This window comes from Streptomyces sp. NPDC002513 (assembly GCF_053595355.1).
On record NZ_JBSFXK010000002.1, the window covers coordinates 65862 to 89556 of the forward strand.

General features: G+C 70.6%; 19 protein-coding genes. 7 read left to right on the forward strand and 12 right to left on the reverse strand.

Annotated features, from left to right (window positions below; genetic code table 11):
- Positions 1-177 precede the first annotated feature (177 nt).
- The 3 genes from ACWD5Q_RS01780 to ACWD5Q_RS01790 all read left to right on the forward strand — a co-directional run bounded on the left by ACWD5Q_RS01780 (position 178) and on the right by ACWD5Q_RS01790 (position 4165).
- A complete protein-coding gene (locus tag ACWD5Q_RS01780; protein ID WP_451425001.1) occupies positions 178-1503 on the forward strand; it encodes a PhoH family protein in 1326 nt (441 codons plus the stop codon).
- Between the two features lie 429 nt (positions 1504-1932).
- The gene (locus tag ACWD5Q_RS01785) at positions 1933-2658 is read left to right on the forward strand and encodes an aggregation-promoting factor C-terminal-like domain-containing protein (RefSeq protein ID WP_451425002.1); all 726 of its coding nucleotides are present in this window, start codon (positions 1933-1935) and stop codon (positions 2656-2658) included.
- 193 nt (positions 2659-2851) lie between these two features.
- Complete coding sequence (locus tag ACWD5Q_RS01790) at positions 2852-4165, forward strand: AI-2E family transporter (protein WP_451425003.1); 1314 nt, start codon at positions 2852-2854, stop codon at positions 4163-4165.
- 112 nt (positions 4166-4277) lie between these two features.
- Here ACWD5Q_RS01790 and ACWD5Q_RS01795 read toward each other — a convergent pair whose 3' ends face one another.
- Both ACWD5Q_RS01795 and ACWD5Q_RS01800 read right to left on the reverse strand, forming a co-directional pair.
- Positions 4278-4811, reverse strand: coding sequence for an alkyl hydroperoxide reductase (locus ACWD5Q_RS01795; protein ID WP_451425004.1), 534 nt, complete (start codon positions 4809-4811; stop codon positions 4278-4280).
- Between the two features lie 3 nt (positions 4812-4814).
- Positions 4815-5369 carry a peroxiredoxin gene (locus ACWD5Q_RS01800; RefSeq protein WP_451425005.1) on the reverse strand — a complete coding sequence of 185 codons (555 nt, stop codon included), beginning with the start codon at positions 5367-5369 and terminating at the stop codon, positions 4815-4817.
- 140 nt (positions 5370-5509) lie between these two features.
- On the opposite strand from ACWD5Q_RS01800, the gene ACWD5Q_RS01805 reads away from it, so the two are divergent.
- On the forward strand, positions 5510-6484 hold the full coding sequence (locus ACWD5Q_RS01805; RefSeq protein ID WP_451425006.1) for a LysR substrate-binding domain-containing protein: 975 nt from the start codon (positions 5510-5512) through the stop codon (positions 6482-6484).
- A 160-nt stretch (positions 6485-6644) separates the two neighbouring features.
- Here the strand turns inward: ACWD5Q_RS01805 and ACWD5Q_RS01810 are convergent, their stop codons facing one another.
- The 5 genes from ACWD5Q_RS01810 to ACWD5Q_RS01830 all read right to left on the reverse strand — a co-directional run bounded on the left by ACWD5Q_RS01810 (position 6645) and on the right by ACWD5Q_RS01830 (position 11516).
- The gene (locus tag ACWD5Q_RS01810; RefSeq protein WP_451425007.1) at positions 6645-8972 is read right to left on the reverse strand and encodes an ABC transporter permease; all 2328 of its coding nucleotides are present in this window, start codon (positions 8970-8972) and stop codon (positions 6645-6647) included.
- Positions 8969-9658 (reverse strand): ABC transporter ATP-binding protein, encoded by a 690-nt coding sequence (locus ACWD5Q_RS01815; protein ID WP_451425008.1) that lies wholly within the window; start codon positions 9656-9658, stop codon positions 8969-8971. Before ACWD5Q_RS01815 ends, ACWD5Q_RS01810 begins: the two co-directional genes overlap by 4 nt.
- A complete protein-coding gene (locus tag ACWD5Q_RS01820; protein ID WP_451425009.1) occupies positions 9655-10179 on the reverse strand; it encodes a PadR family transcriptional regulator in 525 nt (174 codons plus the stop codon). Before ACWD5Q_RS01820 ends, ACWD5Q_RS01815 begins: the two co-directional genes overlap by 4 nt.
- Positions 10180-10338: 159 nt before the next feature.
- Complete coding sequence (locus ACWD5Q_RS01825; RefSeq protein ID WP_451425010.1) at positions 10339-10587, reverse strand: hypothetical protein; 249 nt, start codon at positions 10585-10587, stop codon at positions 10339-10341.
- Complete coding sequence (locus ACWD5Q_RS01830; protein ID WP_451425011.1) at positions 10584-11516, reverse strand: SPFH domain-containing protein; 933 nt, start codon at positions 11514-11516, stop codon at positions 10584-10586. Before ACWD5Q_RS01830 ends, ACWD5Q_RS01825 begins: the two co-directional genes overlap by 4 nt.
- Positions 11517-11766: 250 nt before the next feature.
- Between ACWD5Q_RS01830 and ACWD5Q_RS01835 the strand changes: the two genes are divergently transcribed.
- Positions 11767-14151 carry a transglycosylase domain-containing protein gene (locus tag ACWD5Q_RS01835; RefSeq protein WP_451425012.1) on the forward strand — a complete coding sequence of 795 codons (2385 nt, stop codon included), beginning with the start codon at positions 11767-11769 and terminating at the stop codon, positions 14149-14151.
- 55 nt (positions 14152-14206) lie between these two features.
- On the opposite strand, the gene ACWD5Q_RS01840 is transcribed toward ACWD5Q_RS01835, so the two are convergent.
- From ACWD5Q_RS01840 to ACWD5Q_RS01860, 5 genes are all read right to left on the reverse strand, one after another.
- Positions 14207-15670 carry a catalase gene (locus ACWD5Q_RS01840; protein WP_451425013.1) on the reverse strand — a complete coding sequence of 488 codons (1464 nt, stop codon included), beginning with the start codon at positions 15668-15670 and terminating at the stop codon, positions 14207-14209.
- A 146-nt stretch (positions 15671-15816) separates the two neighbouring features.
- On the reverse strand, positions 15817-17949 hold the full coding sequence (locus ACWD5Q_RS01845; RefSeq protein ID WP_451425014.1) for a SpoIIE family protein phosphatase: 2133 nt from the start codon (positions 17947-17949) through the stop codon (positions 15817-15819).
- A 274-nt stretch (positions 17950-18223) separates the two neighbouring features.
- The gene (gene fomD, locus ACWD5Q_RS01850) at positions 18224-18916 is read right to left on the reverse strand and encodes a cytidylyl-2-hydroxypropylphosphonate hydrolase (RefSeq protein ID WP_451425015.1); all 693 of its coding nucleotides are present in this window, start codon (positions 18914-18916) and stop codon (positions 18224-18226) included.
- An 84-nt stretch (positions 18917-19000) separates the two neighbouring features.
- Positions 19001-20386 carry a class II fumarate hydratase gene (locus ACWD5Q_RS01855; protein WP_451425016.1) on the reverse strand — a complete coding sequence of 462 codons (1386 nt, stop codon included), beginning with the start codon at positions 20384-20386 and terminating at the stop codon, positions 19001-19003.
- 117 nt (positions 20387-20503) lie between these two features.
- A complete protein-coding gene (locus ACWD5Q_RS01860) occupies positions 20504-22171 on the reverse strand; it encodes a fumarate hydratase (protein WP_451425017.1) in 1668 nt (555 codons plus the stop codon).
- 187 nt (positions 22172-22358) lie between these two features.
- On the opposite strand from ACWD5Q_RS01860, the gene ACWD5Q_RS01865 reads away from it, so the two are divergent.
- Positions 22359-23045 carry a DUF1707 SHOCT-like domain-containing protein gene (locus ACWD5Q_RS01865; RefSeq protein ID WP_451425018.1) on the forward strand — a complete coding sequence of 229 codons (687 nt, stop codon included), beginning with the start codon at positions 22359-22361 and terminating at the stop codon, positions 23043-23045.
- A 165-nt stretch (positions 23046-23210) separates the two neighbouring features.
- Positions 23211-23582: a WhiB family transcriptional regulator gene (locus ACWD5Q_RS01870; RefSeq protein ID WP_451425019.1), complete on the forward strand. Its 372-nt coding sequence runs from the start codon at positions 23211-23213 to the stop codon at positions 23580-23582.
- The last annotated feature ends 113 nt before the right edge of the window (positions 23583-23695 follow it).

Consider the following 23695-nt stretch of genomic DNA (forward strand, 5'->3'; position numbering starts at 1 on the left):
CCCGGGAGGCCCTTTGCACCAGCCCGACCGTGCGGTCTCGGCACGGAAGAAGCAGCGGAGGGCCGGTTTCCGGCCCGTGCATCGCGGCCGTCGACCGGTCGGGATTTCTCCCGCCCGGCCCCACCCGGCATCCCACTCCGTCGCTCCCCGACCTCATCCGAGGGGGTACGTCCTTCCGTGGTGACCAGCACAAAGCGCCACAAGCCAGACCGGCGCACCTATGTTCTCGACACCAGCGTCCTACTGGCCGACCCGAACGCCATGACCCGCTTCGAGGAGCACGAGGTCGTGCTCCCGATCGTCGTGGTCACCGAGCTGGAGGCCAAGCGGCACCATCCCGAACTCGGTTACTTCGCCCGGCAGGCCCTGCGCCTGCTCGACGACTACCGGGTGCGGTACGGCCGTCTCGACGCCCCCCTTCCGACCGGGGACCTCGGCGGAACCCTGCGGGTCGAGCTCAACCACTCGGACCCCAGCGTGCTGCCCACCGGCTACCGCCTGGGGGACAACGACTCCCGCATTCTCGCGGTCGCCCGCAACCTGCAGGCGGAGGGGTTCGACGTCACCGTCGTGTCGAAGGACCTTCCGCTGAGGATCAAGGCGTCCTCGGTCGGGCTCCTCGCCGAGGAGTACCGCGCGGAGCTGGCCATCACGGACTCCTCCGGCTGGACCGGAATGTCCGAACTGACCCTGTCGGCCGAACGGGTGGACATCCTCTTCGAAGAGGGGCACGTGCAGGTCCCCGAGGCCGCCGGCCTGCCTGTGCACACCGGTCTGACGATCCAGTCGGAGCGGGGCAAGGCGCTCGGCCGGGTCACGGCGGAGGGCACCGTCCGTCTCGTCCGCGGGGACCGGGAGGCGTTCGGCATCAAGGGCCGCAGCGCCGAGCAGCGGATCGCCCTCGACCTGCTGCTCGACCCGGACGTGGGGATCGTCTCGATGGGCGGCCGGGCCGGCACCGGCAAGTCCGCGCTGGCGCTGTGCGCGGGCCTGGAGGCGGTGCTGGAGCGCAGGCAGCACCAGAAGGTGATGGTCTTCCGGCCGCTGTACGCGGTCGGCGGACAGGAACTGGGCTATCTGCCCGGCACCGAGGCCGAGAAGATGAGCCCCTGGGCGCAGGCGGTCTTCGACACGCTGTCCGCGGTCACCACCCGCGACGTCATCGAAGAGGTGACAGCGCGCGGGATGCTGGAGGTTCTCCCGCTCACCCATATCCGCGGCCGTTCGCTGCACGACGCCTTTGTGATCGTGGATGAGGCCCAGTCACTCGAACGGAATGTTCTGCTGACCGTTCTGTCCCGGATCGGCGCCAATTCACGCGTTGTTCTGACGCATGACGTGGCCCAGCGGGACAACCTGCGGGTGGGCCGGTACGACGGAGTCGTCGCCGTCGTGGAGAAGCTGAAGGGACATCCGCTCTTCGCGCATGTCACGCTCACCCGGTCCGAGAGGTCCCAGATCGCGGCCCTTGTGACCGAAATGCTCGAAGAGGGGCAGATCTGAACCTCTTGCCCAACGTGAGGTAGTTACCCACCGGTTGGCGCCGTCCGGCAAAAGCGTAGAGCTTAGCCGGGCGGCGCTTTGGTGCGCGGGTATTTCTGTGAATCCCTTGACCCAATCGAGGTGTGAGCTTTCACACCCAACGCAGAATTGCCACCCGGCGTCCGGTTACGGCAGAGTCTCGTTCCTGTCAGGCCCCGCATACGACACGGTTGTGCCCCCTGGTGGTACCTCCCACCCCCTTAAGGCAGTAGGGGAGGTACGGCACCACTGAAGTACCTGAACTCCATAGAGCCGTCGTATGCCGCCCGAGCACCACGCGGCGCTTCCGTCAGGGAAGTTGCCCATCGGGCCCGTGCCTCCCGTGACCCCGCAGTTGGGAGGCCAGCGTCAGGGGCACGATTGCGTCCGCCAGGGTCACCGAAGCGGGCGATGCTGGAAGGAAACCGTGTGAGCCGGATTTCGGTCCGGGGATTCGCAGTGGCCTCGGCCACGGCGGTCACCGCTGTCGGCGCCGTCACCGGTGTTGCCTCGGGCAGCACTGGACAGCCCTCGAGCGACGCCGAGGCGACGGCTAGCGAGACGACCCTTCTCGCGGACATACCCGCGGGTCAGCAGGCCCAGGTACAGACCGCGTCGCTGACGCAGCAGGCCGACGCTCAGGCCATCGCCGCGGACGTGAGCGCCAAGAAGGACGCGGAGGAAGCGGCACGCAAGCAGGCCGCCGCGGACGCGATCGCCAAGCAGCAGGCCGCCCAGAAGGCCGAAGAGGAGGCCAAGGCCCGCAAGGCGGCGGCCGCCGCCGAGGCCAAGGCGAGCCGCGACGCGAGCCGTGACTCGTCCAGCTTCCCCGTCCAGAGCTCCTACTCGGTCGCGCAGATCCAGGCGATGGCGCGTCAGATGGTAGGGGCCGGGCAGTTCCAGTGCTTCAGCAACATCGTGGACCACGAGTCCAGCTGGAACTACCGGGCGGTCAACGCCTCCTCGGGTGCCTACGGCCTCTTCCAGGCCCTGCCCGGCTCCAAGATGTCCTCCGTCGGAGCCGACTGGCAGACCAACCCGGCCACACAGATCAAGTGGGGCCTCAACTACATGGACAGCCGGTACGGCAGCCCGTGTGACGCCTGGTCGTTCTGGCAGGCCAACCACTGGTACTAGGAGCTTTTCGGAGCTCTGAGAGCCGCGGGTCCGCCCGCGCTCACCGCTCAACCTCGCGCAGCCCCTCACCGTCTCATAGGTGAGGGGCTACGGCCGTTCACAGCTGTCGGCACCCGCCGTGTACGGTCGGAGACGACGGCTCCAGGGGGGAGTGGTGGGCAGCACCCGGAGACACGGGGGAAGAGGACGGATCATGTCGCAAGTGCCAAGCTGGCTGGCTCGGATCGGCGCCGGGGTCACCCAGGTGGGTGAGCGGCTGGACGAGCGCCGCGCCGAGGTGGCGAAGGAGCACCACGAGCACGTGCCGCACCCGGTGGTGGACCACGTGCAGCCGTCGGGGTACGCGCCCGCCGCGCAGCAGTCGCGCCCGCACCCCGCGCAGGCGGTCCCGTGGGGCGTACGGGTCGCGGCCGAGGCGGGCTGGCGGCTGCTCGTCCTCGCCGGCACGGTCTGGGTGCTGATGCGGGTCATCAGCGCCGTCCAACTGGTGGTGTTCGCCTTCGTGTGCGCACTGCTCATCACGGCGCTGTTGCAGCCGACCGTGGCGCGGCTGCGCCGCCACGGGGTGCCGCGGGGGCCGGCCACCGCGATGACCGCCGTCCTCGGCTTCGTCGTCATGGGTCTGATCGGATGGTTTGTGACCTGGCAGGTCATGGAGAACATCGACTCGCTCTCCAATCAGATCCAGGACGGCATCGACGAGTTGCGCAACTGGCTGCTGAACAGCCCCTTCCATGTCACCGACAAGCAGATCAACGAGATCGCGAAGAGTCTGCGGGAGGCGATCGGCGCCAACACCGACCAGATCACCTCGACGGGCCTGGAAGGCGTGACGGTCATCGTGGAGGCGCTCACCGGCATCCTCCTGACGATGTTCTCCACCCTCTTCCTGCTCTACGACGGCCGGCGCATCTGGGAGTGGACGCTGAAACTGGTGCCGGCCGCGGCGCGGCCGGGCGTCGCGGGCGCGGGTCCGCGGGCGTGGCGCACCCTGACCGCCTACGTCCGGGGCACGGTGATCGTGGCCCTGATCGACGCGATCTTCATCGGCCTGGGCATCTACTTCCTGAACGTCCCCATGGCCGTGCCGCTCGCCGTCTTCATCTTCCTGTTCTCCTTCATCCCCCTGGTGGGAGCGGTGGCCTCGGGTGCGCTGGCGGTGGTGGTGGCCCTGGTGACGCAGGGTGTCTTCACCGCCATCATGACGCTGGCCGTGGTGCTCGCCGTCCAGCAGATCGAGGGTCACATCCTCCAGCCGTTCATCCTGGGCCGGGCGGTGAAGGTCCATCCGCTGGCGGTGGTGCTGTCGGTGACGGCCGGCGGGATCGTCGCCGGGATCGGCGGAGCCGTGGTGGCGGTGCCGCTGGTGGCGGTGACGAACACTGTCGTGGGCTATCTGCGGTCGTACGCGAACGCCGTGCCGCACCAGCCGTCGCAGCCGGACCTCGCCACCGCGTCCGGCAGGACCCCGGCGGAGCCGCCGCTGGACGAGGCGCCGTCCGCCTAGACCAGCTGGCCCTGGCCGTACGGGCCCTGGTCCGTCCCGCCCGGTGCGGAGGAACACGAAGGGGCCCGCCCCCAGCGGTGGCTGGGAGCGGGCCCCTTCGGCGGTGCGGCCGTCACTCGGCCAGGATCGCCTCCGCGTCCAGCGTCACGCCGACCGCCTGGATCACCGAAGCGATCTTGAAGGCCTCCTGGACGACCTCACGCTCCATGCCCGCCTTGCGCAGGACCTGCTCGTGGGAGTCCAGGCACATCCCGCAGCCGTTGACCGCGGACACGGCGAACGACCACAGCTCGAAGTCGACCTTGTCGACCCCGGGGTTGCCGATCACGTTCATCCGCAGACCCGCGCGCAGGGTGCCGTACTCGTGGTCCGAGAGCAGGTGGCGGGTGCGGTAGAAGACGTTGTTCATCGCCATGACGGCGGCCGCGGACTTGGCCGCGGTGTACGCCTCGGGCGTGAGGTTCGCCTTCGCCTCGGGCTCCAGCTCGCGCAGCACGATCGGCGAGCGCGAGGCGATCGCCGTCGCCAGCACCGTGCCCCACAGCTGCTGGGCCGGCAGGTCGGAGTTGCCGATGACCGAGCCCAGGTTGAGCTTCAGGTCCTTGGCGTAGTCCGGAAGAGCGGACTTGAGGGAGTCGAGGGACATGGGTCACTCACCGGCCAGCAGCTTGACCGGGTCGAGGGTCTCGTCGCCCTTGCTCCAGTTGCAGGGGCACAGCTCGTCGGTCTGCAGGGCGTCCAGGACCCGCAGGACCTCCTTCGGGTTACGGCCGACGGAGCCCGCGGTCACCATGGTGAACTGGATCTCGTTGTTCTGGTCCACGATGAAGACGGCACGCTGCGCGAAGCCGTCCTCGCCCTCGATGCCCAGGGCGCGCATCAGCTCGTGCTTGGAGTCGGCCATCATCGGGAACGGCAGCTCGCGCAGGTCCGGGTGGTCCTTGCGCCAGGCGTGGTGCACGAACTCGGAGTCACCGGAGAAGCCGAGGATCTGGGCGTCACGGTCGGCGAACTCGTCGTTCAGCTTGCCGAAGGCGGCGATCTCGGTCGGGCACACGAAGGTGAAGTCCTTGGGCCACGCGAAGACGATCTTCCACTTGCCCTCGTAGGTCTTGTGGTTGATCTGCTCGAACTCCTTGCCCTTCTCCATCGAGACGCAGGCGGTCAGTTCGAACTCGGGGAACTTGTCACCGACAGTGAGCACACGCTCTCCTTGATGCACGGAAACACCTCGGAGGCAAGGCGTTTCCCATGGGTTGGACGCTCACGATCCTGGCACAGGGTGCATTGATTCGGGAAATAGCTACACTCGGTCGTGTTGATCGATGTGAGCTATCAGTAACCATGAGTGAGGAGTATGTCATGGCCGGGGTCAAGGCCCATGGGCGCCGCCAGCCCAGTCTCGCCCAGCTACGGGCCTTCGCGGCCGTCGCCGAGCATCTTCACTTCCGGGACGCCGCCGCCGCGATCGGCATGAGCCAGCCCGCCCTGTCGGGCGCCGTCTCCGCCCTGGAGGAGGTGCTCGGCGTCACCCTGCTGGAGCGCACCACCCGCAAGGTGCTCCTCTCACCCGCCGGCGAGCGCCTCGCCGTACGGGCCAAGGCGGTGCTGAACGAGGTCGGCGCCCTGATGGAGGAGGCCGAGGCCGTCCGGGCGCCCTTCACCGGGGCGCTGCGGCTCGGGGTGATCCCGACCGTCGCGCCGTACCTCCTGCCCACCGTCCTCAACCTGGTCCACGACCGCTATCCGCACCTCGACCTCCAGGTCCACGAGGAGCAGACCGCCAGCCTGCTCGACGGACTCACCACCGGCCGCCTCGACCTGCTGCTCCTCGCCGTGCCTCTCGGGGTGCCCGGGGTTGCCGAACTCCCCCTGTTCGACGAGGACTTCGTGCTCGTCACCCCGCTGGACCACTGGCTCGGCGGACGCGAGGGGATACCCCGGCAGGCGCTGCGCGAGCTGAATCTGCTGCTCCTGGACGAGGGGCACTGCCTGCGGGACCAGGCCCTGGACATCTGCCGGGAGGCCGGCCGCGAGGACGCGCCCGTGACCACGACCGCCGCCGGACTGTCCACCCTCGTCCAGCTCGTGGCCGGCGGCCTCGGCGTGACCCTGCTGCCGCACACCGCCCTCAAGGTGGAGACCACCCGCAGCAACCAGCTCCTCACCGGCTACTTCGCGGACCCGGCCCCGACCCGGCGCGTCGCCTTCGCGATGCGCGCGGGAGCCGCCCGGGGTGCCGAGTACGAGGAACTGGCCGAGGCGCTGCGGGGCGCTCTGCGGCCGCTGCCGGTGCGGGTGCTCGGAGCCGATGCCTGAGGGGAGCGACGGAGCCGGGGAACGCTCGGTTCCGTAGCCGCCGACAGGTGACCGTCGGCATGCTCTTCGCCCAGGTCCGCCGGGCGGTGAAGGAGTACGCCCGGTGACGCGTGCGGGCCCCTCCCCGGCCGGGGAAGGGCCCGCGCGGCCGTGGCGGAGGTCACTCGGTGCGCAGCCCGTCCGGCCGCATCAGCCGCAGCAGCGGCGGCAGGCTGAGCACCGTCACCAGCAGCACCACTCCCGCGCCCAGACCCGTCATCGTCAGCACGCTCGCCCAGTCCACGGTCACGGACGCGGCGGACATCCTCAGCAGGATCGCGCCCAGCGCCAGTCCGACCGCCGATGCCAGCAGCAGGCCCAGCGCGACCGGGACCGCCGTCTGCCACAGCACCGACAGGCTCAGGGTGCGGCGCCGGGTACCGAAGGCGACCAGCGACGACAGCAGCTTCCGCCGCTCGCGCAACTGCTCCAGCTGGGAGACCAGCAGGCTCGCGCCGATCAGCGCCAGCACACAGGTGGCGCCGACGAACAGTCCCGTGCGGATGGAGGTGAAGCGCACGGACTGCTCGGTGGCCGCCCAGGTCTGCGGGCTGGAGAGCGGGGCCACCCGCGCCGACGCGGTGCGGACGTAGTCCCGTGCGTCGGGCACCGAGGGGTCGAGCGTGACATACACATTGCCCTGGAAGACGGGAGCCGCCTTCGCGGGCAGTGCGCCCCGGGTGATCAGAAAACCGCCGGTCTCCATTCCGGCCGGGCTCTTGCGCGGACCCGCCTGCTTCAGCCCGTGCGGCACCGTCCAGGGGATCTCCGCGCGCCTCTCGTCGCCGTAGCCCGGGTCGATGTACAGGGTCCGGCCGGGCCCGGCCAGCTTCGGGGTGTCGGTGTCGCCCTCGGCGCCCGTCACCACGAACACGTCGCCGTCCCGGCACGAGGGCAGCCGCCCCAGCTCGCGCAGGGTCGCGCAGTCGCCCACGGTCAGCTCGGCGGACCGCTGCGGGTCCGTGCGCCGATCCCCGGCGTACGACTCGGCGACGGGCGTGACCCGGCGCACTCCCTTGGTGGTCCGCAGCGCCTCGGCGACGGTGTCGACCGGACTCGCCTTGGGCAGGACGACCTGCATCTGCGCCCGCGTCAGATCGTGGCGCGACTGCTTGGTGTAGTCGCTCTCGACACCGGAGAACAGCATCTGCAGGGCGATGGCCCCGGCGACCGCCACCGCGATCCCGTTGACCATGCGGGCCGCGGTGCCGCTGCTCAACTGCAGTCGGCGTACCGCCAGTTGCCAGGCCACCGGTCCCGAGCCCAGCCGGGCCACGACCGACTCCACCACCCACGGCAGCAGCGCGGTGACACCGACGAGGAGCAGCAGCACCCCGCCGACGACCAGGTACGCGTTGAAGTCCCCGCCCTCATGGCCCTTGCCGACCATCGGGTACAGCATCGCGAGCCCGCCGAGCGGCAGCAGCAGCCGCCACCACAGCCGGCGCCGTGCCGGCTTCGCCGTGCGCACCACGCCGAGCGGCTCGATGACGACACCGCGCAGTGCGAACAGGGTGACCAGCACCGCGGCCGTCGGTACGGCGACCGCCACCAGCAGGGCCAGCGCCGGGGTGGGGTTCAGATAGCTGGGGAAGACGCTGATGCCGAAGACCTCGGCGGACCCCGCGGCCTGCCGCCCGAGCAGGAAGAAGACGGTGCCGAAGACCAGTCCGAGCACCGCTCCCGCGAGCGCCTCGCCGGCGGCGATCCGCCGGGTCATCCCGCTGTCGGAGCCGACGAGGCGCAGTGCCGCGAGCCGCCGGTCGCGGCGCTCGCCGCCGAACCGCACGGCTGCCGCGATGAAGACGCCGACGGGCATGAGCAGCACCACGAAGACGACGAGCATCAGCAGGACCAGGACCGGGTCCGACTTCTCGGGGCTGTGCCCGGGATCCCCGAACCGGTCGATCCGCGCCACGTCCGGCGGGGCGATCCGCGCCGCGAGCCCCTTGGCGCCCGCGTAGTAGGCGAGTTCGTGCGAGCCGACGAGTCCCTGCTCCGCGATGGTGCCGACGATCCGGTACGGCAGCCGCTCCCGCAGCAGCCGCCCCTCGGGGGAGGCGAGCTGCGTCTTCAGCGCGGGGGAGACCACCATCTCGCCGGGCCGCGGGAAGCGCTCCAGTCCGGGCGGCAGCGGTGCCCGGGCCCCCTCGGGCTCCATCACCCGTCCGCGGATGTCCTTGGAGCGGAACGTGGTGTCGACGTCCGCGATCACCAGGGTGTTGTCGGCCCTGGGTATCGGACGGCCGTACGTGTGGTCGGCACGCGCGTACTCCCGGTCGTGCCGCGTCGCGAGCGCACCGGGCAGGGCGGTGGTGAGCAGCAGCAGCGACACGCCGAGGCCGACGCCGACGGCGGTGAGCAGCAGCCGCACCCACCCCTCGCGCCCGCCCGTGAACGCGAACCTGGCTCCCATGGCCAGATCCCTGGACGCCTGGCGCACCCTCATACGATGCGCTCCATGTCCCGGGACTTGCCGTCGCGTACGACGATCTCGCGGTCGGAGTACGCGGCGACCCGCGCCTCGTGCGTGACCAGCACGACGGCCGCGTGGGTGGACCGGGCGGCCTCGGTGAGCAGTTCCATCACGCGCTCGCCGTTGAGCGAGTCGAGCGCGCCCGTGGGCTCGTCGGCGAACAGGACGCGCGGGCTCGTGACCAGGGCGCGGGCGACGGCGACGCGCTGGCCCTGGCCGCCGGAGATCTCACCGGGCCGTTTTCCGGCGAGGTCGTCGACCTCCAGGCGCGCCATCCAGGACAGGGCGGTCCGCTCGGCCTCCTTGCGGGAGGTGCCGTTCAGCCGCAGCGGAAGGGCCACGTTCTCCACACAGGTCAGCTCGGGTACGAGCTGTCCGAACTGGAAGACGAACCCGAACTGGGAACGCCGGAGCAGGCTGCGCTGCGCGTCGCTCAGGCCGGACATCTCACGGCCGTCGTAGGTGATCGAGCCCGAGTCGGGCGGCACGATCCCGGCGAGGCAGTGCAGCAGCGTCGACTTGCCGGACCCGGACGGGCCCATCACGGCGACGATCTCGCCCGGGTGGATGGAGAACGCGGCGCCGTCGAGGGCGGCGGTCGGCCCGTACGCCTTGCGCAGGTTCTCGGCGGCGAGCAGGGAACCGTGAGGAGCGGTCACCGGGTCACCGCCTCGGCGAGCTTGTCGAGGCGGGCGGCGGTCAGTTCGAGCCAGCGCAGATCGGCCTCCAGGTGGAACAGCGCGTGGTCGCAGATGAGCTGGTCGGCCAGATCGCCCTTGCGCTTGCGGTCGGTCAGGATCCGCATCATGCGCAGATGCTCGGCGCGCTGGGTGTCGAGGACGTCGGCCGCGTCCCGGTGGGTGAGCAGGGCGAGGACGACCTTGGTGTAGAGGGTCGACTGCAGATACGGCTCGGGCTTCTCCGGGGTCGCGAGCCACCGCTGTACGTCGGTGATCCCGGCCTCGGTGATGGCGTACCGCTTGCGCTCGGGGCCGCCGCCCGTCTCGATCCCGTCGACTTCGACGAGTCCGTTCTTCAGCAGACGGGACATCGTCGAGTAGACCTGGCCGTAGTGCAGCGGCCGGTCATGACCGAACGTGTCGTCGAAGGCCCGCTTGAGGTCGTAACCATGACGGGGCCCGGACTCCAGGAGTCCTAGGAGGGTGTGACCGATGGACATGGGAAGCACTGTACACAGCGCGTATACACCTGGCGTATACATCGTGCGTATAGATCGCGATCGGAGGGGCGTCCGCGCTGGTGGCGGCCTTTTGTCACGGTTCTGCCACGCGGCCGGCGCTGCCCCGCGTCGCGAGCCCGCCGGACGCCGGGCGCCGCCCTACGCCTCCGGCTCGCCCGAGGCCGGGGGGCGCCCCCGGCGCGGGATCGGTCCGGCGCCGCCGGGCAGGCGTCCGGCGTCCCCGAGGGCGCGGCGCAGCAGGAACTCGATCTGCGCGTTGGCGGAGCGCAGTTCGTCCGAGGCCCAGCGGGCGAGCGCCTCGTACACCGACGGATCCAGCCGCAGCAGCACCTGCTTGCGCTGCTGCGGCCGGCGCTGGGGGGCCGGGCCCCCGGAGGAGGCCGTCACTGGTAGAGGGACCCCGTGTTGAGTACGGGCTGCGGTGCCCGGTCCCCGCACAGCACCACCATCAGGTTCGACACCATCGCCGCCTTCCGTTCCTCGTCCAGCTCCACGATGTCCTGCTCGGCGATCCGGGCGAGCGCGGCCTCGACCATCCCGACCGCGCCGTCGACGATCTCCCGCCGGGCGGCGACCACCGCACCGGCCTGCTGCCGCTGGAGCATCGCGGAGGCGATCTCCGGAGCGTACGCGAGATGGGTGAAGCGGGACTCGACGATCTGCACTCCGGCCGCGTCCACGCGCGCGTGCAGCTCGGCGGCGAGCTTCTCGGTGATCTCCTCGGCGTTGCCGCGCAGCGAGAGCCCGCCGTCCTCGTGGGCGTCGTAGGGGTACTCGATGGCGATGTGCCGCACGGCCGCCTCGGTCTGGGTGGCGACGAACTCCAGGAAGTCGTCCACCTCGAAGGTGGCCTGCGCGGTGTCCTCGACCCTCCAGACCACCACCGCGGCCAGCTCGATCGGGTTGCCGTAGGCGTCGTTGACCTTGAGGACGGCGGTCTCGTGGTTGCGGACCCGGGTGGAGATCTTGGTGCGGGAGGTGAAGGGGTTCACCCAGCGCAGTCCGTCCTGCCGGATGGTGCCGCGGTAGCGCCCGAAGAGCTGCACGACCCGGGCCTCGCCCGGCGCCACCATGTTCAGGCCGCCCATCGCGGTGAGCGCCGCGACGGCGGCCAGGACGCCGACGGTGGTCAGCGCGGCCTGGGCGCCGGACGCGGTGACCGTCGCGCCCCAGACCGCCAGGCCCACCCCCAGCGCCAGCCCGGCCAGTCCGAGCAGCAGCGCGGTGCCGCCGCCGACGCTGTGCGCGGGGAACTCCCGTACGCGCGGACTCGGCATCTCGGGTATGTCGGCGGCGGAAGCGTCGTGTGTCGACATGGGCGGTGTCCCCCGTTCCCTCGGCCAGCTCTGACGCTAGCTCTGACTTATCCAAGTGATATCACATTACCCGTTCTGACAACCTTCCAGTCCCCTTGTTCGTCGGTTCTGATGGGACGGGTGCTGATTGTCACGTCCGTAAAAGGGGGGATCGCCGCCCCTTTGTCATACCGCGCGGTGTTAGCTTTCTGAGCTGACCTGAGCCACGTACCTGTGCGACAGCAGAGAAGGAAGCGGAGCGGATCGACTCATGGGACGAGCGGATGAGAGACGAGCGCGGCAGGGCGGTGGCCGCCGCGCGGCGCCCAGGCGCTCGTCCGGGACGGCCGGGACCACGGGTTCTGCTCCGCCGGCAGGCGGCCGGGCCGCCGCGCGCGGCAGGGGCGCCACGGCCGGGAAGAGCGGGAAGACCGGGAAGACCGGGAAGAGCGGCATACGCAGGCTCTTCACCTGGAAGAAGGTCGTCGGCTCGCTGTTCGGCCTCGTGCTGCTGCTCATGGGCGCGTTCGCGCTGCTGTACGTGATGACGCCCATCCCGGCCGGCAACGCCACCGCCAAGCTGCAGAGCAACGTCTACAAGTACGGCGACGGCACCATCCTCGCCCGCACCGGCGAGATCAACCGGGAGAACGTCGACCTCGCCCAGGTGCCCAAGGCCGTCCAGCACACCTTCGTCGCCGCCGAGAACAAGACCTTCTACAGCGACTCCGGGGTCGACCTGAGGGGCACGGCCCGCGGTCTGCTCAACACCCTCTCCGGCAAGGGCGCCCAGGGCGGTTCGACGATCACCCAGCAGTACGTCAAGAACTACTACCTGAACCAGAACCAGACCGTCACGCGCAAGCTGAAGGAACTGGTCATCTCGCTGAAGCTGGACCGCAAGAAGACCAAGGACTACATCCTCGCGGGCTACATCAACACCAGCTACTACGGCCGGGGCGCCTACGGCATCCAGGCCGCCGCGCAGGCGTACTACGGCAAGGACGCCAAGGACCTCTCGGTCGAGGAGGGCGCGTATCTGGCCTCCCTGCTCCAGGCACCGAACCAGTACGACTGGGCGATCGCCAGCGACACCGGCAAGAGGCTGGTGCAGGAGCGGTGGAACTACGTCCTGAACAACATGGTCCAGATGCACTGGCTGGACGCGGGCCGGCGTCAGGCCATGAAGTTCCCGGTGCCGAAGGCGCCCAAGGGGGCGCCCGGCATGCAGGGGCAGACCGGCTATCTGGTGGACGCGGCCAACGCGGAGCTGGAGAAGCAGCTCGTCGCCCAGGGCACCGCCGCCTCCCTCGGTGACGCGGAGGCGATGGTGAAGGGGGGCGGCTGGACCATCACGGTGAACATCGACAGGACGCGGCAGAAGGAGCTGGAGCAAGCGGTCAAGCAGCAGCTCACCGGCAAGCTGGACCCGAAGAAGCGTTCCGTCGACGGTGATGTCCAGCCCGGGGCCGTGTCGGTCGACCCGAAGACGGGCCGGGTGGTCGCCATGTACGGCGGCATCGACTACTTCAAGCACTTCCGCAACAACGCGACCCGCGGCGACTACCAGCCCGCCTCCACCTTCAAGCCGCTGATCCTCGCGGCCGCCCTGGAGGAGCAGGCCACGACGCAGGACGGCCGGGCGATCAACGCGAATACGATCTACGACGGCACGAGCGGCCGCCCGGTCAAGGGCAGCGCGATCGCCTTCTCCCCGCCGAACGAGGACGGCCACGACTACGGCAACATCACCGTCCAGACGGCGATGAACAAGTCCGTGAACTCGGTCTTCGCGCAGATGGGCGTCGACGTCGGCATGCCGGAGGTGCTGAAGGTCGCGAACTCGCTCGGGATGGACACCAAGGGGCTGCCGGCCGTGCCCGCGCAGACCCTCGGCAGCATGGGCGCGAGCCCGCTGGAGATGGCCGGCGTCTACGCGACCCTCGACAACCACGGCCGGAAGGTCACCCCGGCGATCATCAAGTCGGCCGAGCACAAGGACCGCACGGTCAACCTGCCCGATCCGGTCGGCAGCCAGGTCATCAGCCGTACGGCCGCCGACACGGTCACCTCGGTGCTCACCGGCGTGGTCGACGACGGTACGGCCCAGGCGTCGGTCCAGGCGAATCCGGCGCGCCGCGGACAGCAGGTCGCGGGCAAGACCGGCACGTCCGACAACAACAAGTCGGCCTGGTTCACCGGCTACACGCCGGACCTCGTCACCTCCGTCGGCCTGTTCGGCGAGAGCGCCAAGAACGGCGCCCAGGTCGGCCTGACGGGCGCCACGGGCCTCATCCCGGGCAGCGGCCGGATCAACGGCGGTGGCTACCCGGCGCAGATCTGGGCCGCGTACACCTTCGAGGCGATGGGCGCGGTCACCAAGTTCGACCTGAACACCACGCAGGGCGCGGCGGTCCAGCCGAGTGCGCCGCCGACCCTCACGCAGTCGCCCACCACCAGCAGCACGCCGTCGTCGACGCCGACCACGCAGAAGCCGACGTCACAGCCGCCGACGAGCTCGGCTCCGTCGACCCCGACCCGGACCCCCACTCAGGCGCCGACGACGGGCGCACCGAGCACTCCGGCCACCACGCCACCGACGACCCCGGAGAACCCGCTGGGGCCGCAGGGGCCGAAGGGGCCGCAGGGGCAGTAGGCGCGAGGAGGGCGCCCGGTGGCAGGTTCACCGGGCGCCCTCCTCGCGGTGTACGTCAGCCGCCGTTGACGTTGTGGGCGATGCGGTCGCCGATCTCCTTGTCGATGTTGCGCCAGTACTGCACCGCCCGGTCGAGGACCGGCCGGGACACGCCCTGCAGCAGGTGCCCGGTGACGTTGGAGACCAGGCGGTCGCGGGCCGCCTCGTCCAGGACCTGGCGGACCATGGTGTGGGCCTGGCCGTAGTCGTCGTCCTCGCGGTGCAGCCGGTAGGCCTCCCGGACCATCTCGCCCGCCGTCTGCCAGCCGGCCGGATCGCCGTACTGCTCCACGCCCGCGGCCGGTCCGCCGTAGGAGTTCGGCGCGTACGTCCGCGCGGTGTGCGCGGGCTCGTAGCGCATCGGGCCGTCCTTGGCGTACGAGCGCACGTCCACCCGCGGCCGGTTGGGCGGCAGTTGGGCGTAGTTCGGGCCGATGCGGTAGCGGTGCGTGTCCGGATACGAGAAGAGCCGGCCGAGCAGCATCTTGTCCGGCGACGGGCCGACGCCCGGCACCAGGTTGGACGGCTCGAACGCGGCCTGCTCGATGTGGATGAAGTAGTCCTCCGGGTTCTTGTCCAGGGTCATCCGGCCGACCTCGATCAGCGGGTAGTCGCCGTGCGGCCACACCTTGGTCAGGTCGAACGGGTTGAACCGGTAGTCCGGCGCGTCCTCGAACGGCATCACCTGCACATACATCGTCCAGGACGGGTGGTCGCCGCGCTCGATGGCCTCGTACAGGTCACGGCGGTGCACATCGGCGTCCCGGCCGGCCAGGTCGTCGGCCTGCGCCTGAGTGAGGAAGTCGATGCCCTGGTCGGTCTTGATGTGGTACTTGACCCAGAACTTCTCGCCGCCGCCGTTGATCCACATGTAGGTGTGGGAGGAGTACCCGTTCATGTTGCGGTACGTCTTCGGGATGCCCCGGTCGCCCATGAGCCACGTCACCATGTGCGCGGACTCGGGGGAGAGGGTCCAGAAGTCCCACTGCATGTCGTTGTTGCGCAGCCCCGTCACCGGGTGGCGCTTCTGGGAACGGATGAAGTCCTGGAACTTCATCGGGTCGCGGACGAAGAAGATGGGGGTGTTGTTCCCCACCAGGTCGTAGTTGCCGTGTTCGGTGTAGAACTTGAGCGCGAAACCACGGGGGTCGCGCCAGGTGTCCGGGGAGCCGAGCTCGCCGGCCACGGTGGAGAAGCGCGCGAGCATCTCGGTGCGCTTGCCGGGCTGGAAGAGGTCGGCCTTGGTGAACTGACTGACGTCATTGGTGACGTCGAAGGTTCCGTACGCGCCACTGCCCTTGGCGTGCACCACCCGCTCGGGGACCCGTTCGCGGTTGAACTGGGCCATCTTCTCGATCAGGTAGTGGTCCTGGAGCAGGATCGGGCCGGTCGAGCCGACGGTGAGCGAGTGCTCGTCGCTCTCTACCGGGATGCCTGAATTGGAGGTGGTGTAGGGAACCGACTGCGGTGCCTGGGTCACGAGCGTCCTCCCGTCGTGCTAAAGGGGCGGCCGGGTCGCTTCGGTCACCTCAGCAGTCAACTCCGCCGACGGGATGTCGGCAACTTCTGGACAAGGTCCAATTCCGGTTCCCTTCCGGGCGGTGGTCCGGCCCCGTCGGCCGGACCTCACCCCTGGTTCAGCTCGAACCAGACCACCTTTCCGGTGCTCAGCCGGGTCGCGCCCCAGCGCCGGGCCATCCGGTTCACCAGATAGAGCCCTCGCCCGCCCTCGTCCGTGGCCCGGGCCTGCCGCAGCCGCGGAAGCTGCGGCACATCGTCACCGACCTCGCAGCGCAGCACGTCGGTACGCAGCAGCCGTAGCGTCACCGGCCGTGACGCATAGCGCACGGCGTTGGTCACGACCTCGCTGACCAGCAGCTCCACCGGGTCGGTCAGCTCCTCCAGGCCCCAGCGGGCGAGCGCCTCCCGGGCCAGGCGCCGGGCCCGGCTCGGCGCCGCGTCCTCGGGTTCCAGGAACCAGTACGCGACATCGCTCGGCGCGATCCCGTCGAAGCGGGCGGCGAGGAGCGCGATGTCGTCGTCCCGGTCGCCGGGGCCGAGCATGTCGAGCACCTCGTCGCACAGCGCCTCCAGCGGCGGCGGATGGTCCGCGCCGGTGATCCGGGCGGTCGCGGCGAGTTTCTCCCGCAACTGTTCGATACCGGTCCACACGTCCCGCAGCCGGGACTCGACCAGCCCGTCGGTGTACAGCAGCAGGGTCGCGCCCGCCGGGGCGTCCAGCTCCACCGCCTCGAAGTCCACCCCGCCCACGCCGATGGGGGCGCCCGCCGGTACCCGCAGCACCTCCGCCCGGCCGCCCAGGTGCAGCAGGATCGGCGGCGGGTGGCCGGCGTTGGCGATGGTGATCCGGTGCGCGACCGGGTCGTACACCGCGTACAGACAGGTCGCCATGCGGTCGGTGCCGAGCCGCTGGGCCTGCTCGTCGAGGTGGTGCAGCACCTCCTGCGGCGGCAGGTCGAGCCCGGCGAGCGTCTGGGCCGTGGTCCGCAGCTGACCCATGATCGCCGCGGACGTCATGGAGTGGCCCATGACGTCACCCACGACCAGGGCCACCCGGCTGCCGGGCAGCGGGATGGCGTCGTACCAGTCGCCGCCCACCCGCGCGGTCTCCGCGGCCGGCAGATAGCGGGACGCGAGCCGTACGCCCGTCGGGTTCGGCAGGGTCTCCGGCAGCATCGTGCGCTGCAACTCGTCGGCGATGTACGCCTCGCGGCCGTACAGCACCGCCTTGTCGATGCCGAGCGCGCTGTGCGTGGCGAGCTGCGCGGCCACCAGCAGGTCGTCCGCCTCGAACGCGAGCCGCTCGGGCCGGCGCAGGAACAGGGCGGCGCCGATGACCCGCCGCCGTCCGCGCAGCGGCGCGAGGATCGCGCGCTGGCCGGGGGGAATCGCGATGCCCTCACCGAGCAGCTCCGGGAGCGCGGCACGGGCGGCGGGGGCGTCCGCGAACACCGGCCGCACCCCGCGCAGCACCTCGGCGAGCGCACCGCCGGGCCGCACCTCGCACAGCTCGTTGCTCAGATCCGCGAACCCGGAGTTCTCCGGTACCGGCACCGGCAGGATGCCCTCCTCCAGATCCCGCTCCTGCGGGATCCGGTCGGTACGCCGCAGCCGCAGCACCAGGGGCCCGGTGGGCCGCTCGTCGCCCACGGGCAGCGGGTCGCGCAGATAGACGAGGATCGCGTCCGAGAAGGTCGGCACGGTGGCCCGGCACAGGCCCATCACGATCTCGTCGAGGTCTATGCCGCGGGCGATCCGCCGGGTCGCGGCGCCCACGAACCGCAGCCGGTCCCCGTCGCGCCGCATGGGCATGGGGCCGTGCGGCGGCGTCTGGCCGGTGCGTCGCTCCTTGCCCCCGGGCAGCGCGGAGGCCCGGTCCTGCCCGGCACCCGGCTGGACGGGGATGCCGCCCTCGGGAACGGGCCGCGGCCGGTGCACGTCCGGCTCGTCGGCGGCCGGCTGGGAGTGCTCGGTGCCGTCCGCCGCGGGCAGCGGGGTGGGCGTACCGCCCTGGTTGCCCGACGCCCCTTGGCGGGCGCAGGGCAACGGCACCCCGGCAGCGGCGGGCGGATCACCCACCCGTGACTGTGTGGGTAACACCGGGGCCGGCGGGGCGCCGGGCACGGTGGGCAGCGGCTCCGGGGTACGCAGGAGTGCCCCGCGGGGGTCCGCGGGGCCGACGCCCGGCTGGGGGCGTTCGTGGGAGGTCGGGTGCTCCGTCACGCGTGTCGAATCCATCCGTCCGGGGCTGCGCGCCGTGCGTGCAGTTCGTCCCGCCGAGAAGCCGATACCCGGAATACGTGCCCCAGGAACGGAATTCCCGCACCGTCACGGGCCGTCGCTGATCCACCCGACGGCCGAGCCGTCCCGGTGTAGCCCTCGTACCCCTCGCTCACGTCCTGCCGCCCCTCGGTGACGTTCGGTCAAGCCCAGCTCATCTTGCGGGAGTTCCTGTGCCGTGCCCTCGCGGAGGACGATCCTACGGTTGTACCGCGGGGACGCAACAAGGGTCTCATGAGGCGGTGTACGCGGGCATGCGGTCCCAGTCCTCCGGCAGCGGCGGAACCGACCAGGAGGGATCGGGACGCCAGTGCTGCCAGCCGTCCGAGAAGGGCACCCCCCAGGCCTGGACCACCTCCACCGCGGACCGTCCCGCCTCCCGTACCCGTTCGGCGAGCGATGCGTCCATCAGGCCGTCCCGCTGCGCCTGGGCGAACTCGTCCTCGTCGCGCCAGTCCCATCTGCGGTCGGGGTAGACGCACAGGTCGAGGAAGTGGTCCTCGGAGTCGACGCCGCCGGCCCAGCGCGCCAGCGGCTCCTCCAGGTTCACGTACCAGTTCTTGAACCGCCAGCCCGGCTCCCAGAACAGCCACACCGACCAGGGCTCGCCCGGCCGAGCCAGCTTGAGCACGCCCGTGCCGAACCAGCGGTCCAGTCGCACGGTCCGCGGCTTGGTGTAGCGGGACTGGAGCGGCTCGGCGTGCAGCGGCGTGCCGTCGGCGAGGACCGGTCTGACGCACTGGGTACCGGGGGCCAGCCATACGGCGAGCAGCTCCTCGTCGTCCCTGACCACGGTGACCGGCCGCGCGATATGGAAGCGCGGGCCGCCGTTCTCGCGGTAGCGCCAGAGGATCTGGTCCCCCGGAGCCCAGTACGTCGTCGAACCGCGCGCTTCCACCCGTCTCACCGCTCCACCCTCTGCCATGCACAGATATTAGGTGCCCCAGGCATACGACGCCGCTGCGGTCGTCACGGTTCGCGCCACGGACGGGTGAGCCGGCGCGCGAGGTTACGGGCGCGTCATCCGCAGGACGTCGAGGGCCGTGTCGAGCTGTTCGAGCGTGAGGTCGCCGCGCTCCACATAGCCCGACTCCAGGACGACCTGACGGATCGTCTTGCGTTCGGCGAGCGCCTTCTTGGCGACCTTCGCGGCCTCCTCGTAACCGATGTACTTGTTGAGCGGGGTGACGACGGAGGGCGACGACTCGGCGTACTCGCGGGCGCGTTCCCGGTGGGCGACGATGCCGTCGACGGTCCGGTCGGCCAGCAGCCGCGAGACGTTGGCGAGTAGCCGGACCGACTCCAGCACGTTCTTCGCGAGGACCGGCAGCATGACGTTCAGCTCGAAGTTTCCGGAGGCGCCGGCGGTGGCGATGGTCGCGTCGTTGCCGATGACCTGGGCGGCGACCATGAGGACGGCCTCGGGGATGACCGGGTTGACCTTGCCGGGCATGATCGAGGACCCCGGCTGCAGATCGGGCAGGCTGATCTCGGCCAGACCGGTCCGCGGCCCGGAGGCCATCCACCGGAGGTCATTGGCGATCTTGGTCAGGCCGACGGCGATGGTCCGCAGCTGCCCGCTGGTCTCGACGATCCCGTCCCGCGCGCCCTGGGCCTCGAAGTGGTCGCGGGCCTCGGTGAGCGGCAGACCGGTGGACCGGGCGACCTCGGCGATGACGGCGGCGGAGAAACCGGGCGGGGTGTTGATCCCGGTGCCCACCGCGGTGCCGCCCAGCGGCAGTTCGGCGAGGCGCGGCAGTGAGGCGTTCAGCCGCTCGATGCCGTACCGGATCTGCGCGGCGTAACCGCCGAACTCCTGACCCAGGGTCACGGGGGTGGCGTCCATGAGATGGGTCCGCCCCGACTTCACGACGTCGGAGAACTCTTCGGCCTTGCGTTCGAGGGAGGTCGCGAGGTGGTCGAGGGCGGGGACGAGGTCGCGGCTGACGGCGGCGGTGGCGGCGATGTGCACGGAGGAGGGGAAGACGTCGTTGGACGACTGGGACGCGTTCACATGGTCGTTGGGGTGCACGTCCCGGCCGAGCCGCTCGCTCGCGAGGGTGGCGATGACCTCGTTGGTGTTCATGTTGGACGAGGTCCCGGACCCGGTCTGGAAGACGTCGACCGGGAACTGGTCGTCCCACCGGCCCTCGGCGACCTCGGCGGCGGCCTCCTGGACGGCCTCGGCGAGATCCTTGTCGAGCACGCCCAGCTCGGCGTTGACCTTGGCGGCGGCGCCCTTGATCCGGGCCAGTGCCTCGATGTGCGCGCGCTCGATGCGCTGTCCGGAGACGGGGAAGTTCTCCACGGCCCGCTGGGTCTGGGCGCGCCACTTGGCGTCGACCGGGACCCGTACCTCACCCATGGAGTCGTGCTCGATGCGGTATTCGCTCATACCCGGTACAGCGCGGGAGAGGAGGCGGTTGTTCCGGGGCGGGCCGAACGAAACGACGCGCAAGGCGCCGGCGGCACAGCGGCGGCGGGGAGGGGAACCCGTCCCCGCCGCCCGCGGTCACGCCAGCCCGGGCCCCCGGACCGGGATCGACGTGAACGTCGGCTGGGGCGCGGGCTCCTTGAAGAAGTCGTTGCCCTTGTCGTCCACCACGACGAACGCCGGGAAGTCCTCGACCTCGATCCGCCAGACGGCCTCCATGCCGAGTTCCTCGTACTCGACGACCTCGACCTTCTTGATGCAGTCCTGGGCGAGGCGGGCGGCCGGGCCGCCGATCGAGCCGAGGTAGAAGCCGCCGTGCGCCGCGCACGCGTCCGTGACCTGCTTGCTGCGGTTGCCCTTCGCGAGCATCACCCTGGAGCCGCCCGCCGCCTGGAACTGCTCGACGTAGGAGTCCATGCGGCCGGCCGTCGTCGGGCCGAACGAGCCGGACGCGTAGCCCTCCGGGGTCTTGGCCGGGCCCGCGTAGTACACCGGGTGGTCCTTCAGGTACTGCGGCATCTCCTCGCCGCGGTCCAGCCGCTCCTTGATCTTGGCGTGCGCGATGTCGCGCGCCACGACCAGCGGGCCGGACAGCGAGAGCCGCGTCTTCACCGGGTACTTGGTCAGCTCCGCGAGGATGTGGTCCATGGGCTGGTTCAGGTCGACGCGCACGACGTCGCCGTCCTGCTCCAGATGCTCGTCCGTGGTCTCCGGCAGGAACCGCGCCGGGTCCGTCTCCAGCTGCTCCAGGAACACGCCCTCGGCCGTGATCTTCGCGACCGCCTGCCGGTCGGCCGAGCAGGAGACGGCGATGGCCACCGGGCAGGACGCGCCGTGGCGCGGGAGGCGCACCACGCGCACGTCGTGGCAGAAGTACTTGCCGCCGAACTGCGCGCCGATCCCGATCTTCTGCGTCAGCTCGAAGACCTTCTGCTCCAGCTCCTTGTCACGGAAGCCGTGTCCCAGTGCGGAGCCCTCGGTGGGCAGCCCGTCCAGGTAGTGCGCGGAGGCGTACTTCGCGGTCTTGAGCGCGTACTCCGCGCTCGTGCCGCCCACGACGATCGCCAGGTGGTACGGCGGGCAGGCGGCCGTGCCCAGCGAACGGATCTTCTCCTGGAGGAACGCCATCATGGAGGCCTCGTTCAGGACGGCCTTCGTCTCCTGGTAGAGGAAGGACTTGTTGGCGCTGCCGCCGCCCTTCGCCATGAACAGGAACTTGTAGGCGCCGCCGTCCGTCGCGTACAGCTCGATCTGGGCGGGGAGGTTGGAGCCGGTGTTCTTCTCCTCCCACATGGTCAGCGGGGCCATCTGCGAGTAGCGCAGGTTCAGCCTGGTGTAGGCGTCGTAGATGCCGCGGGAGAGGGCCTTCTCGTCCTCGCCCTCGGTCAGGACGTGCTGTCCGCGCTTGCCCATCACGATCGCCGTGCCGGTGTCCTGGCACATGGGGAGCACGCCGGCCGCCGCGATGTTCGCGTTCTTCAGCAGGTCCAGCGCCACGAACTTGTCGTTCGCCGAGGCCTCCGGGTCGTCGATGATGCGGCGGAGCTGGGCCAGGTGCGCGGGGCGCAGGTAGTGCTGGATGTCGTGGATCGCCTCTTCGGCGAGCCTGCGCAGCGCCTCCGGCTCGACCTTGAGGAACGTACGCCCGTCGGCCTCGACAGTGGAGACACCCTCGGAGGTCACCAGCCGGTAGGGGGTGGTGTCCTCTCCCTGGGGGAGCAGATCGGTGTACGCGAACTCAGGCATCTCAGCCCATTCCTCACTCGACAGACGGCGCCCGCCTCCGTTGGCGGGCGCTCACCAGCGTAGAACCTGCCGCCGGCCGCGGACCTGTGAGGTAAGGCTCAGTCCGGGCGCGCCGGTGCGTCACGGTTTTCCCCAGGCCGACGACCGGGGGTAGTCGCGATCTATCGCGTTTGGGTACGCTGCTGCCGTGGACCTTCAGAAGCAGACCGGACCGCGCGTCGCCGAGCTGCGCGCCTCGGACGCCGACCGTGACCGCATCGCCGACATGCTGCGCGACGCCCTCGCCGAGGGCCGCCTGACCGCGGAGGAGCACGCCGAGCGCGTCGAGGGGGTGCTGAGCGCCAAGACGGTCGGCGAGCTGGAGGTCTTCATCCAGGACCTGCCCGCCGCCCATCAGGGGCGTCCGGGCCCCGCGCACACCTATGCGCCGAACCGCCCGCCGGCCGGCGCCCTTGCGTCCGAGGCCGACCAGAACGTGGTGGCGGTCTTCAGCTCGGCCACGCGCAAGGGTCGCTGGCGCGCCGGGCGCCGGCTGCATGCGTACGCGATCTTCGGCAGTGTGGAGATCGACCTCAGTGAGGCGGTCTTCGAGTACCAGCAGGTCGTGATCAAGGCCGTCTCGGTCTTCGGCGACGTCCAGATCCGCGTCCCGGAGAACGTGTCGCTGCGCGGCGCCGGCGGCGGGGTCCTCGGCAACTTCGAGGTGCGGACGCTGGACGCGCAGGACGCGCAGGCGCCGGTCCTCCACGTCGACGGCTGGGCCGTTCTGGGCAATGTCGAGGCGCGGCCCAAGCGGGGCAAGCTGGTCGCGGACATCCTCGACCGGGTCTCGGACCGGGTGGACCGGACTTTGCGCAAACACCTGGACCGTTGACAATGGTGAATTCCGCCCCGTCGATGCGGAGCCGCTCTCCCGCATCGGCGGCCTCAACCACCCCTGGAATGCCAGCGGTTAGGAACTCAGTGCATAGGCGCGCGCACAGCGGGTAGGCCTTGCTGCATCGTCTCTCGCTCGCGAAGCCGTCGTCAGGAGTAGGCCGTGCTGCAACCGCCGCATTCGTCCCTGCAGGTCGCTGACGTTCCGCACCAGCGGGTCCCAGTACGCGACAGGGATCAGGACGCCCCGTGGCACACGGAGGCGGTGTGCCGGCGCGACGAGGCCGGCCTGTTCTTCGCCCCCTCCAAGGAGCCCACCGCGGCCCGGCTGTCCCGCGAAGAGGCGGCCAAGCGTGTCTGCGCGCGGTGTCCGGTGATGGTGGAGTGCCGGGAGCACGCGCTGGTGCAGCCCGAGCCGTACGGGGTGTGGGGCGGCCTCACGGCCGCGGAGCGCCGTGTGGTGCTGGCCCGGCGGCGCCGACGCGAGATGGAGCGGAAGAAGGCCGCGCGGGGGACGATAGCGGCCGCGGGCTGAGCGGGGCCGGGGAGGCCCGGCGGAGCTCTCGGGGATCGGGCGGGGCCGGGAGGCCCGGTGGGGTCCGGCGGCGCCCAAGTGACCGGGTGGGCCCAAAGGGGCCCAAAGGGTCC